The sequence below is a fragment of the Colwellia psychrerythraea genome, from assembly GCF_000764225.1.
Classification (GTDB): Bacteria; Pseudomonadota; Gammaproteobacteria; order Enterobacterales; family Alteromonadaceae; genus Colwellia; species Colwellia psychrerythraea_D.
Map to the genome: position 1 here is coordinate 86,363 of NZ_JQED01000046.1, position 17,431 is coordinate 103,793.

A 17,431-nucleotide genomic window follows, 5' to 3' on the forward strand; every position below is an offset into this window, starting at 1 on the left:
ATCAAGCGCCTTGTTCTTGAACATTTACTCGCATTGAGTCAATACTCATAGCTAATTGAATTGACATTTAATAAAGCAAATAATAAAGGCCAATGCTAAATATAATTATTCAAATGCAGTAACAAAAAAGCCACCAGTAAATGATTACGGGTGGCTTTATATTGTTATCTAGTATTGATTATAGATAAGTGAAAAGTCTTATCTAATATAACTAACTAGTGAGCAGCGTGTTCATCAGCCTTTGGAGCTTCTTCTGCTTTTTGAATTTCTAATAATTCAATTTCAAATTCTAGTACTGAGTTACCCGGAATGCGTGGTGGGTTACCGTTTGGACCATACGCTAAATCTGAAGGAATAGTGAATTTGTACTTAGCGCCTAAAGGCATTAATTGTACGCCCTCAGTCCAACCTTTGATCACACGATTAAGTGGGAATACTGCTGGTTCGCCACGATCGTATGAACTATCAAACGTTTCACCGTTTAAGAAAGTTCCTTTGTAATGCACTTTAACCGTATCCGTTGCTACCGGCTTATCACCTTCACCAGCGCTTAATACTACGTATTGAATACCTGATTCAGTGACTTTTACACCTTCTTTTTTAGCATTCTCAGCTAAAAATTTAGCACCGTCAGCTAGGCTAGCTTCAGAAGCGGCAATCGCAGCTGCTTGCTGTTTTTCTTTCATGCTAGTATCAAGGTTCATCAATAAGGCTTGAATTTCTTCTTTTTCGATAACAGATTTACCGTCAATGCTGTCTACAAAGCCGCGTACAATCAGCTCTTTATCTAACGTTAAGCCTAGTTTGTCATGCTCTTCTAAGTTACGTTGCATGTACATACCAATTGAGGCACCTAAGCCATAGGCTTGTTTTTGCACTTCAGTATCTAATACTGGCGCTTTTACTTCTTCAACAGCTTTCTCGTTACAACCAACAACGGCAAATAACGCAAGGGCTACTAAAGTAGGCTTAAACAATTTCATTCATATCTCCATTTATACAATACAATTGGAGAATTCCCCCAATTAAAAACCTAAAAATTATAACGTTACCTTGTAAAACTCAACTTTAAGATAAACTTTACATTTAACTACAGATAACACTAAACAATTTCAAAAAAGAACTTATACTAACGATAAATGCGCAAATAAAAAAGTATTAATATATTGTTAAATTGTAATTGGATTTTTCCGCTCGCTTTATTGGCGATACTTACAGCTTGTAAGCCTGTGACACAAGAACCACTGCAACGCTGGCAACAGTCTGTTGAGGGTGCTTATGCTGGTCACATTTCTAGTGATGCTAAGTTTTCAGTAGTCTCCTCTATTCATCACGGTTTGAGTGTATGGGATTTAACTAAAAACCAACGACTATATAACTGGGCACAAGAGCAAAACACCAGTGACAACTTAGTACTTTCCATTGATATTAGTGATAGTGCTAGCCATGTACTGACTGCCAATAGAAAGAATTTTGCTCTATGGAACTTACAATCAGGTAAATCTGAGGGCTACTGGCAGGTGAGAGAATCTCATATTAGAGATATAGCAATTAGTAATGGTGGTGACTACTTACTGATTGGTAAAAGTAACGGTACCGTAGTTCATGTTACTGTCGATACAGGGAGACGATTAGAGTTCTTAGGACACAAAGAGAAGGTGAATTCAGTCGATATGCTGCCTAATGGTCGTGTCGCAATTTCGGGTGGTAATGATTTTACCGCCTACGTTTGGGATACCCAGTCTGGCCAAGTAGTTTATCAATTTAACCATAGCTCGCGAGTTTCTAAAGTGGCATTAGATGCTAAGGGCCGCTATGCTTTTTCAGCAGACAGTATGAAAGGTGCTTATATCTGGGATTTAAAAACAGGTAAACGCATTAGTAGTTTACAGGGTACAAAACGCCATGAAGTCTTTAGCTCAGTACGTTTCTCTTCTGACGGTAAAACATTAGTTACCGGCGCAGCAACCAGAAAGGTCAGTGTTTGGGATATTGCTAGCGGTAAACGTCTTAGCCACTGGTTTGTTACCCCTAAAGAGGCAAAAAGACCAACCGGAGCGGTTGTGTATAGCATCGCATTTGGCGATAATAACGATCTATTAACGATAAGCTCATCAGGATATGTTGAATCATGGCCAATCACGAAATAACTTTAAGTGCGCACAGCACAAACGCCAACTACATTCAGCAATTAGAAGAACGTGTTGATGCCTTAGAATCACGCAATGTCTTTCAGGATGATGTTATTGATCAATTAAGTGGCGAGCTAGCAGCCCATCAACATGAAATTTCAGATCTGAAACATCAAATTCAATTAGTTGCTAATCGATTAAAAGATGCTGGTAGCTTATCAGGCGATAAAGAAGAGATAGAACCACCTCCACCGCATTACTAAACAGTTAGCAATACTATTAACCCAAAATAACTAACAATGGTATTTGAAGCAGTATGGTTAAATTAAAAACTTTTAATTAGAAGCTGTTAACTTGAGATAACAAAGCACTGAGTTGATGACTATCATTACTTGGTACATCCTGTACTTCGCCCCTCAGGACATCCTTTGGATGTTCAAATTATTTCCTGAATAATTTTTGAGTGCTTATCTTATGATGCGCTAACTATTGTTTAATCACAATGCTTTGCGCAATACCGCAAAAAAGTTCCATCTTATCAAGGTTTAAATACACCAATCACCTGCTCGTGTTCTCGAACAACCTTATCTACTTGTGCTTCTGTTTGCACCATCTGTTCACCGCAGCTCACACAGGTTACTTTTTCAACGCCGTTTTCTTTGGTAAGCGCCATCGTGTCCATTGCTTTACATTTAGGACAAACCGCACCAGCGATAAATCTTTTTTTCAGGGCTTTGCTCATGATTATTTACTACTTTTTATTAGGCACTGTTTTTTTCGCTGAGTGTTTATTCAGAATGAAAGTGTAACAGGCTCGACATTAAATCCAGAATTTTCGCTATTTTACCTTGAATTGTGGGCATAGGAAAAGCGACAATGCATCAGCATTTTATTAGTGGGTATTATAATACCAAATGGATTAATAATTACTCAATTAGCGAGAGTTAAAAGGTTTAGAGGCAAGGCATTGATTGAAGAGAATGGTTATTCAGGAGAATATGCTCCTACATTCTCTAATAAGCTGCATCCATGCAGCGTCCTTGTTAAAATCAATAACGCCGCATGTAAGCCTTTACCTTTTATTAGGTACTCGCCCTTCGGGAACTCATTAGCAAACTTATAACATCGCATAGTTAATGAAATATAGAATAACTATATTTAAATAAATTTGCTTGTTCTAAGCTCGCTAATGTAGTTCTAATTTGAATAATAAATTAACCCAATTGCTATTAATACCGCACTATGCCATTTTATCGAGGAATTACCATTGATTATCGCCACAGACCTAAGTTTAGATAGAGGGGCTAAAAACCTAATAAAATCATCTAGCTTTACAATTCACCCGAACCATAAGGTCGGCTTAGTCGGCAGCAATGGCTGTGGAAAATCTTCTCTTTTTGCCGCTCTGTTAGGTAATTTATCTCCTGATTCCGGTGATTTATCATTACCCGCAGCTTGGGATATTGCCACAGTAAAACAAGAAACCCCCTCGTTAGAGCAAAGTGCTCTTGACTATGTAATGGATGGCGATAAGGAATTTCGCCAGTTAGAGCAAGAGCTTGAACAGGCTCGCATTACTGATAATGGTAACCTTGAAGCCATTCTTATCAATAAAATAGATACCATTAATGGCTATAGTTTACCCGCTCGTGCTGGTGAATTATTACATGGCTTAGGTTTTTTACAATCACAACTTGAAAATCCAGTGAAAGATTTTTCAGGTGGTTGGCGAATGCGTTTAAACTTGGCCCAAGCACTGATATCTAGAGCTGACTTACTCTTACTCGATGAACCGACCAACCATTTAGACTTAGATGCCGTTATTTGGTTACAGCGATGGTTAAAACGCTTTACCGGCACTTTAGTACTTATTTCACACGACAGAGACTTCCTTGATACTGTCATTGGTCAAATATTGCATATTGAACACCAACGCGCCAAATTATACAGCGGTAATTATACTGCTTTTGAACGTCAACGCCGTGAACATTTAGCACAACAAGATGCCCAATACCAAAAGCAACAAAAAGAAGCAGCACACTTAACCGCTTTTGTTGATCGTTTTCGCGCTAAAGCCAGTAAAGCAAAGCAGGCTCAAAGCCGATTGAAACGCTTAGAAAAGCTGCCAGATCTAGCCCCTGCACATGTTGATAGTCAGTTTACCTTTAGTTTTGAAGAGCCAGAAAGCCTACCCTATCCGCTATTATCACTTGAAGAAAGTCAGTGTGGTTACCCTAAATCTGACCATGATGGGCCAGTAATTATTTTAGAGGGAGTAGGGTTAACCTTAATACCAGGAAGTCGTATTGGTTTATTAGGGAGAAATGGCGCAGGTAAATCAACGTTAATTAAATCTCTTGCTGGTGAACTGTCCTTACTTGCTGGCAAACGTTACTGCGCACAAGATTTAAAAGTGGGTTATTTTTCTCAACATCAATTAGAACAGTTACATGCACCATCTAGCCCTGTGGACCATATTTTGCGTGCAAAACCTACATTAGGTGAACCACAAGCTCGTACTTTTTTAGGAAAGTTTGGCTTCAGCGGTGATCAAGCATTATCGCAAGTTGCAACCATGTCAGGTGGTGAAAAAGCACGCTTAGTCCTTGCCTTGATTGTACTAGAAAAACCGCAATTATTACTTCTCGATGAACCAACAAACCACTTAGACTTAGAGATGCGTCAAGCGTTGGTCATGGCACTTCAAGACTTTGGTGGTGCTATTATTTTAATTGCCCATGATAGATTTTTATTAGAATCATGTGTTGATGAGTTTTACCTTGTAGCCAATGGCCGAGTCAGTGATTTTAGCGGCGATATTGATGATTACCAGCAATGGTTAAATGATGATAAAAAACAAGCAATAAAATCAATTAAAACCGAGCAACAAGGCAGTGACAAGGGATTAGATAAGAAACAATTACGCCAGCAACAAGCTGAATTAAGAAAAAAATCTGCTCCCTTACGTAAAGAGGCGGACAAATTAGAAAAAAAGGTGCACCAGTGGCAAGAAGAGCTAGCTAAGGTTGAAGCCTTATTAAGTGATAGTGACATTTATCAAGCAGAGCGGAAGTCTGAACTAACAGATTTACTTAAAAAACAAGCTAACTTGAAAAATGATATTGAAGAAAATGAAATGCTTTGGCTTGATCTCGCTGAGCAGATTGAAGAGATGATGTCAGTCACCGATTGATTTTTTCATCTACACTTAAGTCAACTAACCGACAGTTACCGCTAGAAGAGGATATATTATGCGTACTAAAATATTACTGCTTGCTTTCACACTGCTAAGCAGCTTCTCAGTATTGAGCCACGGAAATGACCTAGAGCAGGGAATATATGAGTTAAACCGAGGAGAGTTTAAAGCCGCAATTGAGCAGTTTCGTCCATTGGTGAATGAAGGTTATGCACCAGCCCAATACCAAATGGCCTTGGTTTACCAACATGGTTACTCCCTACCTAAAGATGGTATGAAAGCACTGGAATTGTTTAGGCTGGCTGCGGCACAAAACTACCCTGATGCGCAATTTGAATTGGCGTTAATTTACTCTGAAGGTAAGCTGGTAAAACAAGACTTAAGAAAATCTTTTGAGTTAACCAATAAAGCTGCTCAAAAAGGGTTATCGAGTGCTCAATTTAATTTAGGCGTTATGTATGCTAACGGCACGGGTGTTGCTCAGGACGACTTTAAAGCGTCACGTTGGTACAAAAGAGCTGCAAATCAAAACTATGCACTTGCTCAATATAATTTAGCTCTATTGTATAGCGAAGGAAAAGGTGTAGAAAAGAGCACTGAATTGTCTTATGTATGGAATACCATTGCATCATGGAATGGTTATCCTAATGCCGAAAAAAGTCGTTTAATGGATGAAAGAGACTTATCCAAACAAAAAATTGAAAATAGCATCGATAATGCGAATAAAATCTATCAAAAGATTAGAGAACAGCAGGAAAATAAAGCAAAAATGGCCGAAAAGCAGCGTTTCTATTGATCTAAATCAGCTTATTCATTGAGCGACTTAATTACACTAGGTATATCAAAGATGACTTAGAAAATTATGGAGCTCAATATGAATTTATTATCAATGTTAACCAATGACCCAGTCGTAATGTTTTCTTTTGGCGGCATGGCTATTTTATTAGGTATTTGTGCATATTATGTCTATTACTTCCTTAAGCACATTGTAGACGATAGTAAAAACCATTAAGGTCAAGATCAGACCAAGTTCTCTCCTTGCACAGGCTAAGTAAATTTCTGTTATCCCTACTTCCAAGTAGAAACATTATAGCTTAGCCTGATCGAGTGCCGTTATATTGCCAACAAGCAAAGATATCTCTATGACCTTGTTGAAAACTACATAGACTCCGCACGTCGTAAACGGAGACTTAAGCTCACACCTCTCTGTAAAATTTATCCATTACCAATCAAAGCGAATATGACTCAATGCTTACGGAATTTAAATTCAAGAAGCTGTGATGAAATAATCCATTTGGTATAAAGCAATTCAGCGGTACAATGTTTTTTTCATTAATTATTGTTTGAGTACCTTTATGATTATCCCTTTAGATCAACTACCGCATGATACCTTAACCGCTATTATTGAAGGCTTCATATTACGTGAAGGGACTGAATATGGCGCAGAAGATGTGAGTAAAGAAGCTAAAATTGCTCAAGTGAAAAAACAACTGGAACAAGGTAGTGCAGTATTAGTTTATTCTGAGCTTCATGAAAGCATCAACATACTACCCAGCGACCAGTTTACCGCGGGAATGGAAGAAGAATTGTAATTATTTACTGTCATTGCCAGAACTACTCCTCAAAAGCTATTCGAGCATAATATCTCTCGACAAAGTTACCTCAAGAAGTAGGGCTATTAAAAAAGCCAGCGACTTAGCACTGGCTTACAAATATAATGCCTTATTCACATTACCAAAAGCTTAGTGAAGGATGACGCTATTTAGCATTGGTACTATCAAAAATCTTATCAGCGGATGCTGCAACAAAACCGGTATAAAGTTCACCATTAGCAAGGGGATAACGTTTAGCAAACTCATAGAAACAGCTTGGGATTTCCATTGTTTTATCAGAAAAGTCTACCGGTGCTTTATCCGCGAGGGTAGATGATTGCTCTAATTTCACAGCTTCATCGCCTTTTACTTCGCCGCCATTAGTATTGAGTAGATAACCAGCATCCTTAAGTGTCGCATTTACCACCTCTATATCTTCGTAATTAGCTAAGTGATTAATGCTCACAGTAAAGTGGTTTGCACGATAACCCCATGCAGCCAACCAAGCGGCATACTCACTTACATTTAACAAGGTTTCATAATCTTTCGAACTAATTTCCCATAGACGACCTGAATATAAGAAGTCAGGTCTATTGCTAACATCTGCTGGTAGCTGTTCGATTAAATCCGCAATAATCTCTTGTACTTCACTTGAGAATTCTTCAACACGTAATTCACTGATAAAGACTTTAGGCATAGTACTATCTGTGTGCTCAAAATGTTTAGCATCCAGTTTTTTAGCCGAAAAATCATATTGACCACATTCAGTGTAACCCAAGGCAAGTAATCCTTTAGCTAATTGTGCTAAATTCACTTTCGGGTGGTTAAAAGTGCGGTATGCTACATGATCATTAATGACATCATTTCCATTACCAAGTAATTGGTGAATCTTTTTTGCTGACGGGGTCACGCTGAGATATTGTTCCCAGATATCATTAAAAAGTGCGGTTACTTGCGCTGCCATAGTTTTTCCTCTTAATTATTGAGTGGTATTTATTGAAATATGTATTTAAGAATAATAAGTAAATATTAGTGGTTATAACTCAGACAATTAACTTTACAGACAAAAGTATTAATACAGATAAAATTAATAGCTGAAATAATAGCAGATAGCAAAATGGTCGGGAAAATAGCAAAATGTTATTTTGGTTGACAGCATCGGCCATCTACCAAAAGTTTAGATTTGATCGATACTTTTAAAGAAGCAAGGACGACGTCCTGCTTGATGGTGAGATATATGTTTTTTTAATACGCTTGATAACATAGTTAAAACAAAATGACCTATTCATGAGAGTACCGGAAGTTGCCTGTTGGCTCACTTCGTTGAATAACGCTAATTTAGCACAAAACGTAAACAAAACGAACCTATTCATCATAACAACAATGATAGTTGATGTTATAGTGAGCATTCCCGAGAGAAAGTTATACTTAGCTCTTTGTTATTCATAAATTTTTCTATGTGGTTTAATTATTTTTTGCCATGGGAAGTCTCTCGCCCCTAGACTGACAAAGTCAGGGTTTAAAAGGCTTTCTCGTTTATTATAAGTTAAAGGATTAAACTCACTGTCAATAATATCGCCGCCAGCTTGCTCTAAAATACATTGACTAGCCCCAGTATCCCATTCACCAGTGACGCCCACACGTAAATAACAGTCGGCTCCACCTTCAGCAATTAGGCAGTTTTTTAAGGAACAGCTGCCTAAAGCAACATAGTCATAATCATAATCACTATTTAGATATTGCCCCATAAGTTCAAGTTGCTGACGACGGCTAATAGCAACTTTAATACGACGATTTTCTTGATATTCTGCCACACGAATTGCATGACTGGCTTGGCAATTATCTTTGAAAGCACCAAGGTTTTTTTGGCCATAATACGTTAAACAGTGGTCCGGCGCGTGAATAACACCCAGTGTTGGCCAGCCATTTTCCACTAACGCAATATTTACAGCAAAGTCGCCACTACCAATGATAAATTCGCCCGTGCCATCAATAGGATCAAGTAACCAGTAACGAGACCAATCTTTTCTCTCATGTAACTGCACTGTCCCAACTTCTTCTGAAATAATAGGAATGTCCGGTGTGAGTGTTTGTAGCTGATCCATCAAGACATCATTTGCTGCTAAATCCGCACTGGTTACCGGGCTTTCATCAGCTTTAGTCTCTGCAGTATAGTTTCCCTGACGATAATACTTCATGACTTCTACGCCAGCTTTTTTCGCACTTTCTAAAGCAATGTTTAGTAATCTATCTTGGCTCATCGTTATACCTCTTTCTTCGTGCTTGAGTACTCTGTCACTATTCAATTCATTGAACATTAAACGTCAAGAAGATCACGTACTAACATTAATGCAGCAATACTGCGTGCTTCAGTAAAATCTGTTTGCTGTAATAGTTCTTTATAGTCTTTAATTGGCCAAGGCACAACTTGTAATGGCTCAGGCTCATCTCCTTCCAGTTCAGCACTGTAAAGGTTTTTTGCTAAGAATATTGTCATTTTTGCATCAAAAAAAGCGGGGGCCATCATCATTTCTGTTATCTGAAGTAACTGCTCGCTACCATAACCAATCTCTTCTTGTAGTTCTCGATTGGCGGCTTGCTCTGCAAGCTCACCTTCATCAATAAGTCCTTTGGGAAAACCTAATAAGTAACTGTGGGTGCCTGCACAGTATTCACGTACCAATAATAAAGTATTTTCATCAATCATTGGCACTATCATGACAGCACCACGACCAGAGCCCATCATTCGCTCATATTGCCTTTGTTCACCGTTACTGAAGGTAAGATCGATTTGTTCAATGCCAAATAGTGCACTTTTAGCCACTTGTTGGCGATGAGTAATAATAGGTAATTGGTTTTCATCTGCCATAATTAGAGCCACATTGGTTGATTGCTTTCCCTTAGATATCACTATAATGACACGATAAACAATACTTTTGGAATAGCAAAATGGTAATATTTATGACACTGAATGTTTTTTTAAGGATTGGCTAAAATGACGAGTATTAATTGGTCAGAAATATCTACTGTTTTAATCGATATGGACGGTACCATTTTAGATTTACACTTTGATAATCACTTTTGGTTAGAACACCTACCTGCTCGATACAGTGAAAAAAGGTCAATTTCACTCGATGCAGCAAAAGAAAAGCTCAAGGCTGATTACTTATCTGTCGTGGGCACGATTAAATGGTATTGCCTCGATTATTGGGCTGAACAAACACAAATGCCAATTACAGAGCTCAAACGAGAAATACAACACCTGATCCAATTACGTGCTGATGCGAGAAATTTTCTATTAGCGTTAAGAGCCAATAAAAAAAATATCGTATTAGTGACCAATGCCCACCCAGAGTCATTATCGTTGAAAATTGAACGTACTCAATTAGACCAGTATTTTGATGTACTGTACTCAACCCATGACTTTGGCGTTACCAAAGAATCACAGTTATTATGGCAACGTTTACAAGAAAAGCATGGTTTTGATTGTGACTCAACACTCTTTATTGATGACAGTATTGAGATACTCCAATCTGCACAACAATACGGTATTAAGCACTTACTCGCTGTGGCTAACCCCGATAGTAAAAAAGCAGCAAACATCATTACCGATTTCCCTGCTATTACCGACTTTGATCTATTAACGGCTCAGTTGAGCAATGAATAAATCAAGTGATGCTGTTAAGTATTTGCAAAACTGATTCATTGTTATAAAGTCCTGTGAATGGCGCTCCGTTCCTGCTAAGTTCATAAAACACTCAATTTTTGTTTTAAACGCATAACTGAAGTGCGAACAAGTCATTGTACTTAATTCACTCACATCCCTATGTTTATAATCAGCAAGCGTATGCGTTTTGCCCACTGAAATGACTGACGAGGATAACCATTGAAACAGTTAATTTTAGCCTTACCTCTAATCTAGCAACTTCACCTTCTAATTGCCTGAGGCAATTGCACAGTAGCTTTTCAAACATAAAGTCCTTCCCTGAAAATCATCATTTTCATTGTTATTTATCACTCGACGGATAAACCTTTCGGTACCGCTATTAACTGCCTATCTCTGAAGTTCAACTATACTTGAACTCTTGTAACAAGATTGTCGAGTTATAAGGTTGATAACTAAAACGGAGGATAATGAAATGAAATACAAGACACTTATACTATTATCTTTGTTTTCTGTTCATCTTGCAGTAATAGCAGAATCAAGCGATACAAAGATACAAAGAGCAATGGCCGCTGCACCTCAATCGATAAGCCAACACGCCACCATAGTTGACTCAAATGGTGAAATGTTACGAAAAGGAAATAATGACTGGATTTGCATGCCTGACACTATGCCCGGAGATAAAGCCCCCATGTGTAATGATGCGCTTTGGATGAAAATGATGAGTGCAGTAGCAACTAAAGCTGACTTTACAACGACGGAAATAGGCATTTCTTACATGTTAAAAGGTGATATTGGTTCAGGTGTCAGTAATGCCACGCCCTATCACCCTGACCATAAAAGTGCCGAAGATTATACAGAAACTGGTCCGCATTTAATGATTATTGTGCCAAAAGAAATGTTAAAGGGGATCAGCCGAGACCCTAACTCTGGAGGACCTTATGTTATGTGGGGGGATACTCCTTACGCACACATTATGGTACCTATAAAATAACAAAGCTGATGGATAAGTTTTTTTAACTATTTAGACTAGAGACTGACGTTAGCTGCGATAACGGTTAGCGTCAGTACTACAAACCAAGTAAATATGACTTATGAAGTCATGTTTACTCCATGCATTACGGAGTAATTAGCAGATAAATATGGTTTTATTAGAGCAAAAATTAGCACGAATGGACCTAAATTTACTGGTTTCACTCAGCGTCTTATTGAAAGAAAAGAATGTTACTCGGGCAGCCGAACGTCTTTTTTTATCACAATCGGCTATGAGTAGGACCTTACAACGCTTGAGGGATCTTTTTGATGATCCTCTTTTCTATCGCACGGCATCAGGCATAGTCCCGACAGAAAAAGCACAACGTATTGAAGCTTTATTACCAGATATACTGCAGAAACTCGAATCCATATTACATGATGACGACTTTTCACCTGTGACTTGTGATAAACATTTCTCAATATCCCTCCCCTCCTTAACCAGCCTCGCGATATTTTTGCCGTTAGTACAGGCTGTGAATATTGAGGCACCCGCGGTGAAATTGTCAGAATACTCGGCAAAGATGAGTTCTAAAAAATCACTCGAATCAGGTTTTTTAGATTTCGCTATTCATGTTGAAAAGCCAACTGATAATGCTTTTATAGCGACTTCTTTAGGAAAACTATCACTATCAATCTTTGCCAGAAAAACTCACCCACTTACAGCACAAAATGAAGTTGAATTAGCGGACTGCTTATCCTATCGATTTATTGAATTAAATGTAAATGAAGATACTGGCGCTATTTTTACGAATCCTATTGATAGCATATTACTAAAACAGGGGTTTAAACGTGATATACAGTTAAAAACTAGCCAATTAAGTATCTTAATAGAATTATTAAATTCATCAGATACCTTACTGATCGCACCCAGTTTTTTTATACCCCCTACTACTCATAAAGAAAAACTAGTCAGTATTTATCAATTTGAGCAAACAGAAAGCAATATGGTTGAGCTCTTTCTACTTCAGCATCAGCGCACAGTAAATAGTGCGGCACATCAATGGCTAAGAGATAAAGTATTGCAGCAAACTTTACAATTCATCACTTGCTAATCATTAATTTCTAGTGGAATATTGTTGTATTAATAAACAAGTATTTCTGTTTTCATCTTGAGCATATCGCTATTGTTGTCACTGAGTAGATTATGAGCCTTCTAAACAAAATTACCGTACCGATTTCCATAGCCCTATTATCGTCTAGTACGTTGGCTGCTTCTGACATTTTTACCGATAAACTTGATGGTAATTTTGATGCTTCACGTTACCTTTCAGAAAATGCTTATGGTTTTTTACCTGTGCCAATTATCATTACTGACCCTGCTGTAGATGGTGGCTTAGGCATGATGGGTTTGTTTTTTCATGAGACTGAAGAAGAGCAAGCAGTTCGACTAAAAAAAATGCAAGATGAGAGTAATGAAAAAGCATCCCGCAGTTTAATGCCGCCCAGCATTTCTGCCGCCTTTGGTGCATATACCGGCAATGACTCTTATTTTATCGGTGGTGGTCACCTTGGTTTTTTCAATAAAGGAAACATACGTTATATGGGTGGTGGCGGTTATGGCGATGTAAATATAAACTTCTATGGTTTCGGTGATATAACCCTACCTATTCCCCTAGAAATTAATACCCAAGCGACTGCAATAATGCAAACGTTAAAGTTTAAACTAGGTGATAGTGCTTTTTATTTTGGCCCCATGCATCGCTATATTGATGCGCAAGTTAGTATCGTCAACTCAAGTGATGTTTTTAATAAAACCACTAATAATTTACTCCCTGCTTTGTCGACTAACATCACCACTTCTGGTGCAGGTCTGACGATAGAGTACGACTCAAGAGATAATTTTTATTCACCCACTGACGGACTAAAATACGAGCTGAATTACCTTTGGTTCAACGATGTTATCGGCTCAGATGTTGACTACACCTTAACTGAACTAACAGCCCTCAATTATTTCAAGATCACAGATCATTGGCGAACGGCGTTTAGAGTTGAAGCTAACTATGTCGACTCTGAACAAATATTACCTCCTTATGCGACACCGTATATTTCAATGCGTGGTATACCGGCCGCTCGATATCAAGGGCAATCAGTTGCCTTATCTGAACTTGAAGTAGCCTATCGAATCAATTTACGCTGGGAGCTGAGTGCCTTTGCCGGTATAGGTAAAGCTAGTGATAGTTTTTCTGACTTTTCTGATAGTGATAGTCGTGTCAGCAAAGGGGCAGGATTTCGCTACCTAATTGCTAGACGGTATGATTTTAATATGGGAATAGATATAGCGAGAGGTCCTGAGGATACCGTTTTTTACATCCAAGCAGGCTCTGCCTGGTAAATTACTGGTTATAATTAATAATAGCTGCGTTGCTCTCATTCCTAATAGCACACTATTAGTCAATCAAGCGCCTTGCTATTGTTAATTATCCCTGCGTAATTCCTCTGCCATCAAGATACCTCACTATTACAAAGCGCGATTGAAATCCAGTCTACTGTAGGCGGGAATTTATTCTCGCATTTTTGAAAATTTATTCGCGCCAAAACACATAAAAAAACACCGCAACCTCAAAGAGAGTGCGGTGCTTTTATTTTTGTAGTTGAAGCAAAGCTAATGCTCGCCTCGCGCGACTAAAGTCACGCCTACAAATTATGCTTCAGCGATAACGACAACTTTGATGCTAGTATCAACATCGTGATGTAAGTGAATAGCGATTTCGAATTCACCTGTTTCGCGGATAGCACCTAATGGTAAACGTACTTCAGCTTTAACAACTTCAACGCCAGCTTCAGTGATCGCATCAGCGATATCACGAGTACCAATAGAACCGAATAATTTACCTTCGTCACCAGCTTTTGATGCGATTGTAACTTCAGCAAGCTCAACAACTTTAGCTGCACGAGCTTCAGCTACTGCTAATACGTCAGCTAATTTAGCTTCGATTTCAGCACGACGAGCTTCAAAGTGCTCAACATTAGCTTCAGATGCAAATACTGCCTTACCTTGTGGTAATAAGTAGTTACGAGCATAACCTGATTTAACAGATACCTTGTCACCAAGGCCGCCTAATTTGGCGATTTTATCTAGAAGAATTACTTCCATTTTAAACCCCTATTAGCTTACTTATGTAAGTCGGTGTATGGTAACAATGACAAGTAACGAGCGCGTTTAATAGCACGAGTTAATTGACGTTGATATTTAGCAGCAGTACCAGTGATACGGCTAGGAACAATTTTACCACTTTCAGTGATATAATTTTTTAAAGTTGCAATATCTTTATAATCGATAGATGTTGCGCCTTCCGCTGTAAAGCGGCAAAACTTACGACGTCTAAAAAAACGAGACATGGAGTTCTCCAATATGGTTTTATTTAACTAACAATTTTGTCAGTAAATAAAGCCTAATTAATCATTTCAATTTGCTGAGCATGTAATGCTAAAAGCGGATTACCGTTTCTAGATTCGTGACGATTAATAAAACCAGTCACTTTTATTACATTCCCTGCAATTAATTCACGAGTTAAGTGTGATAAATCACCTGTAGCAACTACTTGTATTCGGACAAATGCTTGTCGATTCATACCAGCTTCATTTTGTATAGACTTGTGGTCTATTGAAAACTGACTATGACTAATACCGGCAGGGCTGGTTGAATGCTTTGGGGCTCTTACCACCTCACCTATCAACACTAGGCAATTCTCTTGCGAGAAAATCACAGATTACTTATTCTTCGCTAGCAGCTTCTTCAGATTTCTCTTCAGTAGAGACTTCTTTAGCTTCAACTGGCGCAGCAGCAACATCTTTCTTAACTTCGCGGCGATCGTCACGACGCTCTTCTTTAGCAGCAGCCATTGGCGATGCTTCAGTTACCGCGTCTTTAGTACGCATAATCATGTTACGAATAACAACATCGTTATAACGGAAAGCTGTTTCAAGTTCATCAATAACTGATTGTGGCGCTTCAATGTTCATAAGAACATAGTGTGCTTTATGTAGTTTATTGATTGGGTATGCTAATTGACGACGGCCCCAGTCTTCAAGACGGTGGATTTTGCCTTCAGCAGCATTGATCAAGTCTGTGTAGCGCTGGATCATACCAGACACTTGTTCACTCTGATCAGGGTGAACCATAAATACGATTTCGTAATGACGCATTACGAGCTCCTTACGGTTGTAGTCTCATTATCTGGCACAGCCAACACCAGTTGAGACAAGGAACAAAAGTTTAGGCTGAATTAAGGAGGCGTATTGTAGGGAAAACAACCAGCAAAAGCAAGCAATAACGAAGCGATACTTATTTATAAAAAAACAGCAGGCTGCACTTATCTTTTTATAAAAAAAAGACCATTATTTTATCGATTCAATATTCACTATTTCAGAACGATTTAAGGTGATTTTAAAGCGCTGTAAGGATTCCTCACCCTTACAAAAATGCCGTAAAATAAGATTAATTTGATAACGCTGCTCAACACCTTGGCTTGAAATTTTTTGCCCATCTAAGCTATATAATCGACCAGCCCCTTTTTTCAAGAACCGTACAAAAGGTGTTAAATTAAAAAATGTCTGTTGTTGAATTTCATCGTAGCCAGGCAAGAATTCTTTTGCAATAACCTTATTATCGCAGCGAAAATGCAATAACTGAGCAGCTTGCTTGTTTTGTTGCCTACGCTGTTGGAACAATGCATTGACAGACTTTGGTAAATCTTTAGTCCTTATGTATTCTAACCACAAAATCTGACTCAAAATTCGCTTTTTAGTAACACTATGAGTAAACAAGTTTTGCCATTTGGGCCGACCTTTTTGAATTTTTCGCCAAATAAGGCTGGTTAAGTCTTCCTTAAAGGTTTCTCGTAAGCCGTATACAAGCCCCAAAAAAGCCACTAAAGCAAGGGTTACTTCGGTAAAGTTAGTTCGAGCATTGAGCACTAACAACATTACAAATGCCATAATAACAGCAGTAACAACACCACGGACAAAACGTTTTAAGTTGACATTTAAATACCGAGTTTTCCGCTGAAAGACTACGCCATATTCTATTAATCGCTGTAACAAACGCATTTTGTTAGTAATGCGATTTGCATCATCAAGAGTCACTTGTGAGTTATATTTATTTTCAATGCGATAATCATTTTCACTTCGACATAAACTTAACAGTAGCTCTCGTTCAACGGTGAATTCTGAGCTTTTAGGACCCCTTGAGAGTAGCTTTAAGAAAGATTGCTCTATATGCCAACTTAAATAGTTATCTGCATTTTCAAAAAAGGAATTAAACTTCTTATCAGGAGGTGTATAGCGTCTTAACTTTTTAGTCAAAGAAAGCGTTTGCTCTGCCAATTCAACTGCTGCAGGATAAAACTCCTCAGCCTCTTTAAGCTTTAGTGTTTGTTTAATATCGGCATCTAGCGCTTTTTTAACTTGATAGGAGTACAAATTAAGGTTTAACCGATAATCACTTTGTTCACCTTTTTTTTGGCTGACAAAACGACTACGTACTAAAGGCAGATGCAGTTGGTCTGCATAATAAGCACTATGGTTTTTAATATTAGAATAGAAAAACTCTTCTTCATTCAGGGTACTGGGGTTAATACCCATTTCAACCGGCAGTGAGAAGTACAAATCAATACGTTGATAATCTTGCGGTAATAACTGATGGCTAACTTTAAAGGACAAGTTTTCATCTTGGCTGAGTTTAGTATTATTCACTCGTAAAAAGGACTCCTTATTCTAAGAAGGTTAATAATTTTTAACCATTAGATAAGCATAGCAAAAACAAGGATTTTCTGACAGGTTTTTCAGCCCTTACCCTATATATTATTTAGAG

General features: G+C 38.2%; 20 protein-coding genes. 10 read left to right on the top strand and 10 right to left on the bottom strand.

Going from position 1 to position 17,431, the window contains the following annotated elements:
• Window positions 1-215 precede the first annotated feature (215 nt).
• Complete coding sequence (locus ND2E_RS05060; protein ID WP_033095038.1) at window positions 216-983, bottom strand: FKBP-type peptidyl-prolyl cis-trans isomerase; 768 nt, start codon at window positions 981-983, stop codon at window positions 216-218.
• A gap of 246 nt (window positions 984-1,229) precedes the next feature.
• Here ND2E_RS05060 and ND2E_RS05055 point away from each other — a divergent pair, with 246 nt between their 5' ends.
• A complete protein-coding gene (locus ND2E_RS05055) occupies window positions 1,230-2,150 on the top strand; it encodes a WD40 repeat domain-containing protein (RefSeq protein WP_317628135.1) in 921 nt (306 codons plus the stop codon).
• Window positions 2,132-2,395: a SlyX family protein gene (locus ND2E_RS05050; RefSeq protein ID WP_033095039.1), complete on the top strand. Its 264-nt coding sequence runs from the start codon at window positions 2,132-2,134 to the stop codon at window positions 2,393-2,395. Before ND2E_RS05055 ends, ND2E_RS05050 begins: the two co-directional genes overlap by 19 nt.
• 275 nt (window positions 2,396-2,670) lie before the next feature.
• Here the strand turns inward: ND2E_RS05050 and ND2E_RS05045 are convergent, their stop codons facing one another.
• Window positions 2,671-2,874, bottom strand: a complete 204-nt coding sequence (locus ND2E_RS05045; protein ID WP_033095040.1) for a YheV family putative zinc ribbon protein — start codon at window positions 2,872-2,874, stop codon at window positions 2,671-2,673.
• 525 nt (window positions 2,875-3,399) lie between these two features.
• Between ND2E_RS05045 and ND2E_RS05040 the strand changes: the two genes are divergently transcribed.
• The 4 genes from ND2E_RS05040 (at window position 3,400) to ND2E_RS05030 (ending at window position 6,920) form a co-directional block, all read left to right on the top strand.
• Window positions 3,400-5,325 (top strand): ATP-binding cassette domain-containing protein, encoded by a 1,926-nt coding sequence (locus tag ND2E_RS05040; RefSeq protein WP_033095041.1) that lies wholly within the window; start codon window positions 3,400-3,402, stop codon window positions 5,323-5,325.
• Window positions 5,326-5,383: 58 nt separating this feature from the next.
• Window positions 5,384-6,124, top strand: a complete 741-nt coding sequence (locus ND2E_RS05035; RefSeq protein ID WP_033095042.1) for a tetratricopeptide repeat protein — start codon at window positions 5,384-5,386, stop codon at window positions 6,122-6,124.
• A gap of 78 nt (window positions 6,125-6,202) precedes the next feature.
• A complete protein-coding gene (locus tag ND2E_RS22975) occupies window positions 6,203-6,340 on the top strand; it encodes a DUF3149 domain-containing protein (RefSeq protein ID WP_150113784.1) in 138 nt (45 codons plus the stop codon).
• A 343-nt stretch (window positions 6,341-6,683) separates the two neighbouring features.
• Window positions 6,684-6,920, top strand: a complete 237-nt coding sequence (locus ND2E_RS05030; protein ID WP_033095043.1) for a YheU family protein — start codon at window positions 6,684-6,686, stop codon at window positions 6,918-6,920.
• Between the two features lie 166 nt (window positions 6,921-7,086).
• Here ND2E_RS05030 and ND2E_RS05025 read toward each other — a convergent pair whose 3' ends face one another.
• The 3 genes from ND2E_RS05025 to nudE form a co-directional block, all read right to left on the bottom strand.
• Window positions 7,087-7,884 carry a DUF1338 domain-containing protein gene (locus tag ND2E_RS05025; protein WP_033095044.1) on the bottom strand — a complete coding sequence of 266 codons (798 nt, stop codon included), beginning with the start codon at window positions 7,882-7,884 and terminating at the stop codon, window positions 7,087-7,089.
• Between the two features lie 475 nt (window positions 7,885-8,359).
• Window positions 8,360-9,181, bottom strand: coding sequence for a 3'(2'),5'-bisphosphate nucleotidase CysQ (cysQ, locus tag ND2E_RS05020; protein WP_033095045.1), 822 nt, complete (start codon window positions 9,179-9,181; stop codon window positions 8,360-8,362).
• 56 nt (window positions 9,182-9,237) lie between these two features.
• Complete coding sequence (gene nudE / locus ND2E_RS05015; protein ID WP_033095046.1) at window positions 9,238-9,789, bottom strand: ADP compounds hydrolase NudE; 552 nt, start codon at window positions 9,787-9,789, stop codon at window positions 9,238-9,240.
• A gap of 126 nt (window positions 9,790-9,915) precedes the next feature.
• Here nudE and yrfG point away from each other — a divergent pair, with 126 nt between their 5' ends.
• The 4 genes from yrfG (at window position 9,916) to ND2E_RS04995 (ending at window position 13,951) form a co-directional block, all read left to right on the top strand.
• Complete coding sequence (yrfG, locus tag ND2E_RS05010) at window positions 9,916-10,587, top strand: GMP/IMP nucleotidase (RefSeq protein ID WP_033095047.1); 672 nt, start codon at window positions 9,916-9,918, stop codon at window positions 10,585-10,587.
• A gap of 472 nt (window positions 10,588-11,059) precedes the next feature.
• Entirely contained in the window at window positions 11,060-11,578 is a 519-nt protein-coding gene (locus ND2E_RS05005) for a hypothetical protein (protein WP_033095048.1), read from the top strand.
• Between the two features lie 148 nt (window positions 11,579-11,726).
• Window positions 11,727-12,671, top strand: a complete 945-nt coding sequence (locus ND2E_RS05000) for a LysR family transcriptional regulator (RefSeq protein ID WP_033095049.1) — start codon at window positions 11,727-11,729, stop codon at window positions 12,669-12,671.
• Window positions 12,672-12,763: 92 nt separating this feature from the next.
• Complete coding sequence (locus ND2E_RS04995; protein WP_033095050.1) at window positions 12,764-13,951, top strand: BamA/TamA family outer membrane protein; 1,188 nt, start codon at window positions 12,764-12,766, stop codon at window positions 13,949-13,951.
• A gap of 309 nt (window positions 13,952-14,260) precedes the next feature.
• On the opposite strand, the gene rplI is transcribed toward ND2E_RS04995, so the two are convergent.
• From rplI to ND2E_RS04970, 5 genes are all read right to left on the bottom strand, one after another.
• A complete protein-coding gene (gene rplI / locus ND2E_RS04990; protein ID WP_033095051.1) occupies window positions 14,261-14,713 on the bottom strand; it encodes a 50S ribosomal protein L9 in 453 nt (150 codons plus the stop codon).
• A 17-nt stretch (window positions 14,714-14,730) separates the two neighbouring features.
• Window positions 14,731-14,958 carry a 30S ribosomal protein S18 gene (rpsR, locus tag ND2E_RS04985; RefSeq protein ID WP_011041278.1) on the bottom strand — a complete coding sequence of 76 codons (228 nt, stop codon included), beginning with the start codon at window positions 14,956-14,958 and terminating at the stop codon, window positions 14,731-14,733.
• A 53-nt stretch (window positions 14,959-15,011) separates the two neighbouring features.
• Window positions 15,012-15,299, bottom strand: a complete 288-nt coding sequence (gene priB, locus ND2E_RS04980; protein ID WP_263281887.1) for a primosomal replication protein N — start codon at window positions 15,297-15,299, stop codon at window positions 15,012-15,014.
• Between the two features lie 34 nt (window positions 15,300-15,333).
• Entirely contained in the window at window positions 15,334-15,765 is a 432-nt protein-coding gene (gene rpsF / locus ND2E_RS04975) for a 30S ribosomal protein S6 (protein ID WP_033095053.1), read from the bottom strand.
• A gap of 192 nt (window positions 15,766-15,957) precedes the next feature.
• Complete coding sequence (locus ND2E_RS04970; RefSeq protein WP_033095054.1) at window positions 15,958-17,313, bottom strand: hypothetical protein; 1,356 nt, start codon at window positions 17,311-17,313, stop codon at window positions 15,958-15,960.
• Between the last annotated feature and the right edge of the window lie 118 nt (window positions 17,314-17,431).

Bases quoted from the DNA above. Each gene is read 5' to 3' on its own strand.
- ND2E_RS05060 (WP_033095038.1), bottom strand. From the start codon at position 983: ATGAAATTGTTTAAGCCTACTTTAGTAGCCCTTGCGTTATTTGCCGTT.
- ND2E_RS05050 (WP_033095039.1), top strand. From the start codon at position 2,132: ATGGCCAATCACGAAATAACTTTAAGTGCGCACAGCACAAACGCCAAC.
- ND2E_RS05045 (WP_033095040.1), bottom strand. From the start codon at position 2,874: ATGAGCAAAGCCCTGAAAAAAAGATTTATCGCTGGTGCGGTTTGTCCT.
- ND2E_RS05035 (WP_033095042.1), top strand. From the start codon at position 5,384: ATGCGTACTAAAATATTACTGCTTGCTTTCACACTGCTAAGCAGCTTC.
- ND2E_RS22975 (WP_150113784.1), top strand. From the start codon at position 6,203: ATGAATTTATTATCAATGTTAACCAATGACCCAGTCGTAATGTTTTCT.
- ND2E_RS05030 (WP_033095043.1), top strand. From the start codon at position 6,684: ATGATTATCCCTTTAGATCAACTACCGCATGATACCTTAACCGCTATT.
- ND2E_RS05025 (WP_033095044.1), bottom strand. From the start codon at position 7,884: ATGGCAGCGCAAGTAACCGCACTTTTTAATGATATCTGGGAACAATAT.
- cysQ (WP_033095045.1), bottom strand. From the start codon at position 9,181: ATGAGCCAAGATAGATTACTAAACATTGCTTTAGAAAGTGCGAAAAAA.
- nudE (WP_033095046.1), bottom strand. From the start codon at position 9,789: ATGGCAGATGAAAACCAATTACCTATTATTACTCATCGCCAACAAGTG.
- yrfG (WP_033095047.1), top strand. From the start codon at position 9,916: ATGACGAGTATTAATTGGTCAGAAATATCTACTGTTTTAATCGATATG.
- ND2E_RS05005 (WP_033095048.1), top strand. From the start codon at position 11,060: ATGAAATACAAGACACTTATACTATTATCTTTGTTTTCTGTTCATCTT.
- ND2E_RS05000 (WP_033095049.1), top strand. From the start codon at position 11,727: ATGGTTTTATTAGAGCAAAAATTAGCACGAATGGACCTAAATTTACTG.
- ND2E_RS04995 (WP_033095050.1), top strand. From the start codon at position 12,764: ATGAGCCTTCTAAACAAAATTACCGTACCGATTTCCATAGCCCTATTA.
- rplI (WP_033095051.1), bottom strand. From the start codon at position 14,713: ATGGAAGTAATTCTTCTAGATAAAATCGCCAAATTAGGCGGCCTTGGT.
- rpsR (WP_011041278.1), bottom strand. From the start codon at position 14,958: ATGTCTCGTTTTTTTAGACGTCGTAAGTTTTGCCGCTTTACAGCGGAA.
- rpsF (WP_033095053.1), bottom strand. From the start codon at position 15,765: ATGCGTCATTACGAAATCGTATTTATGGTTCACCCTGATCAGAGTGAA.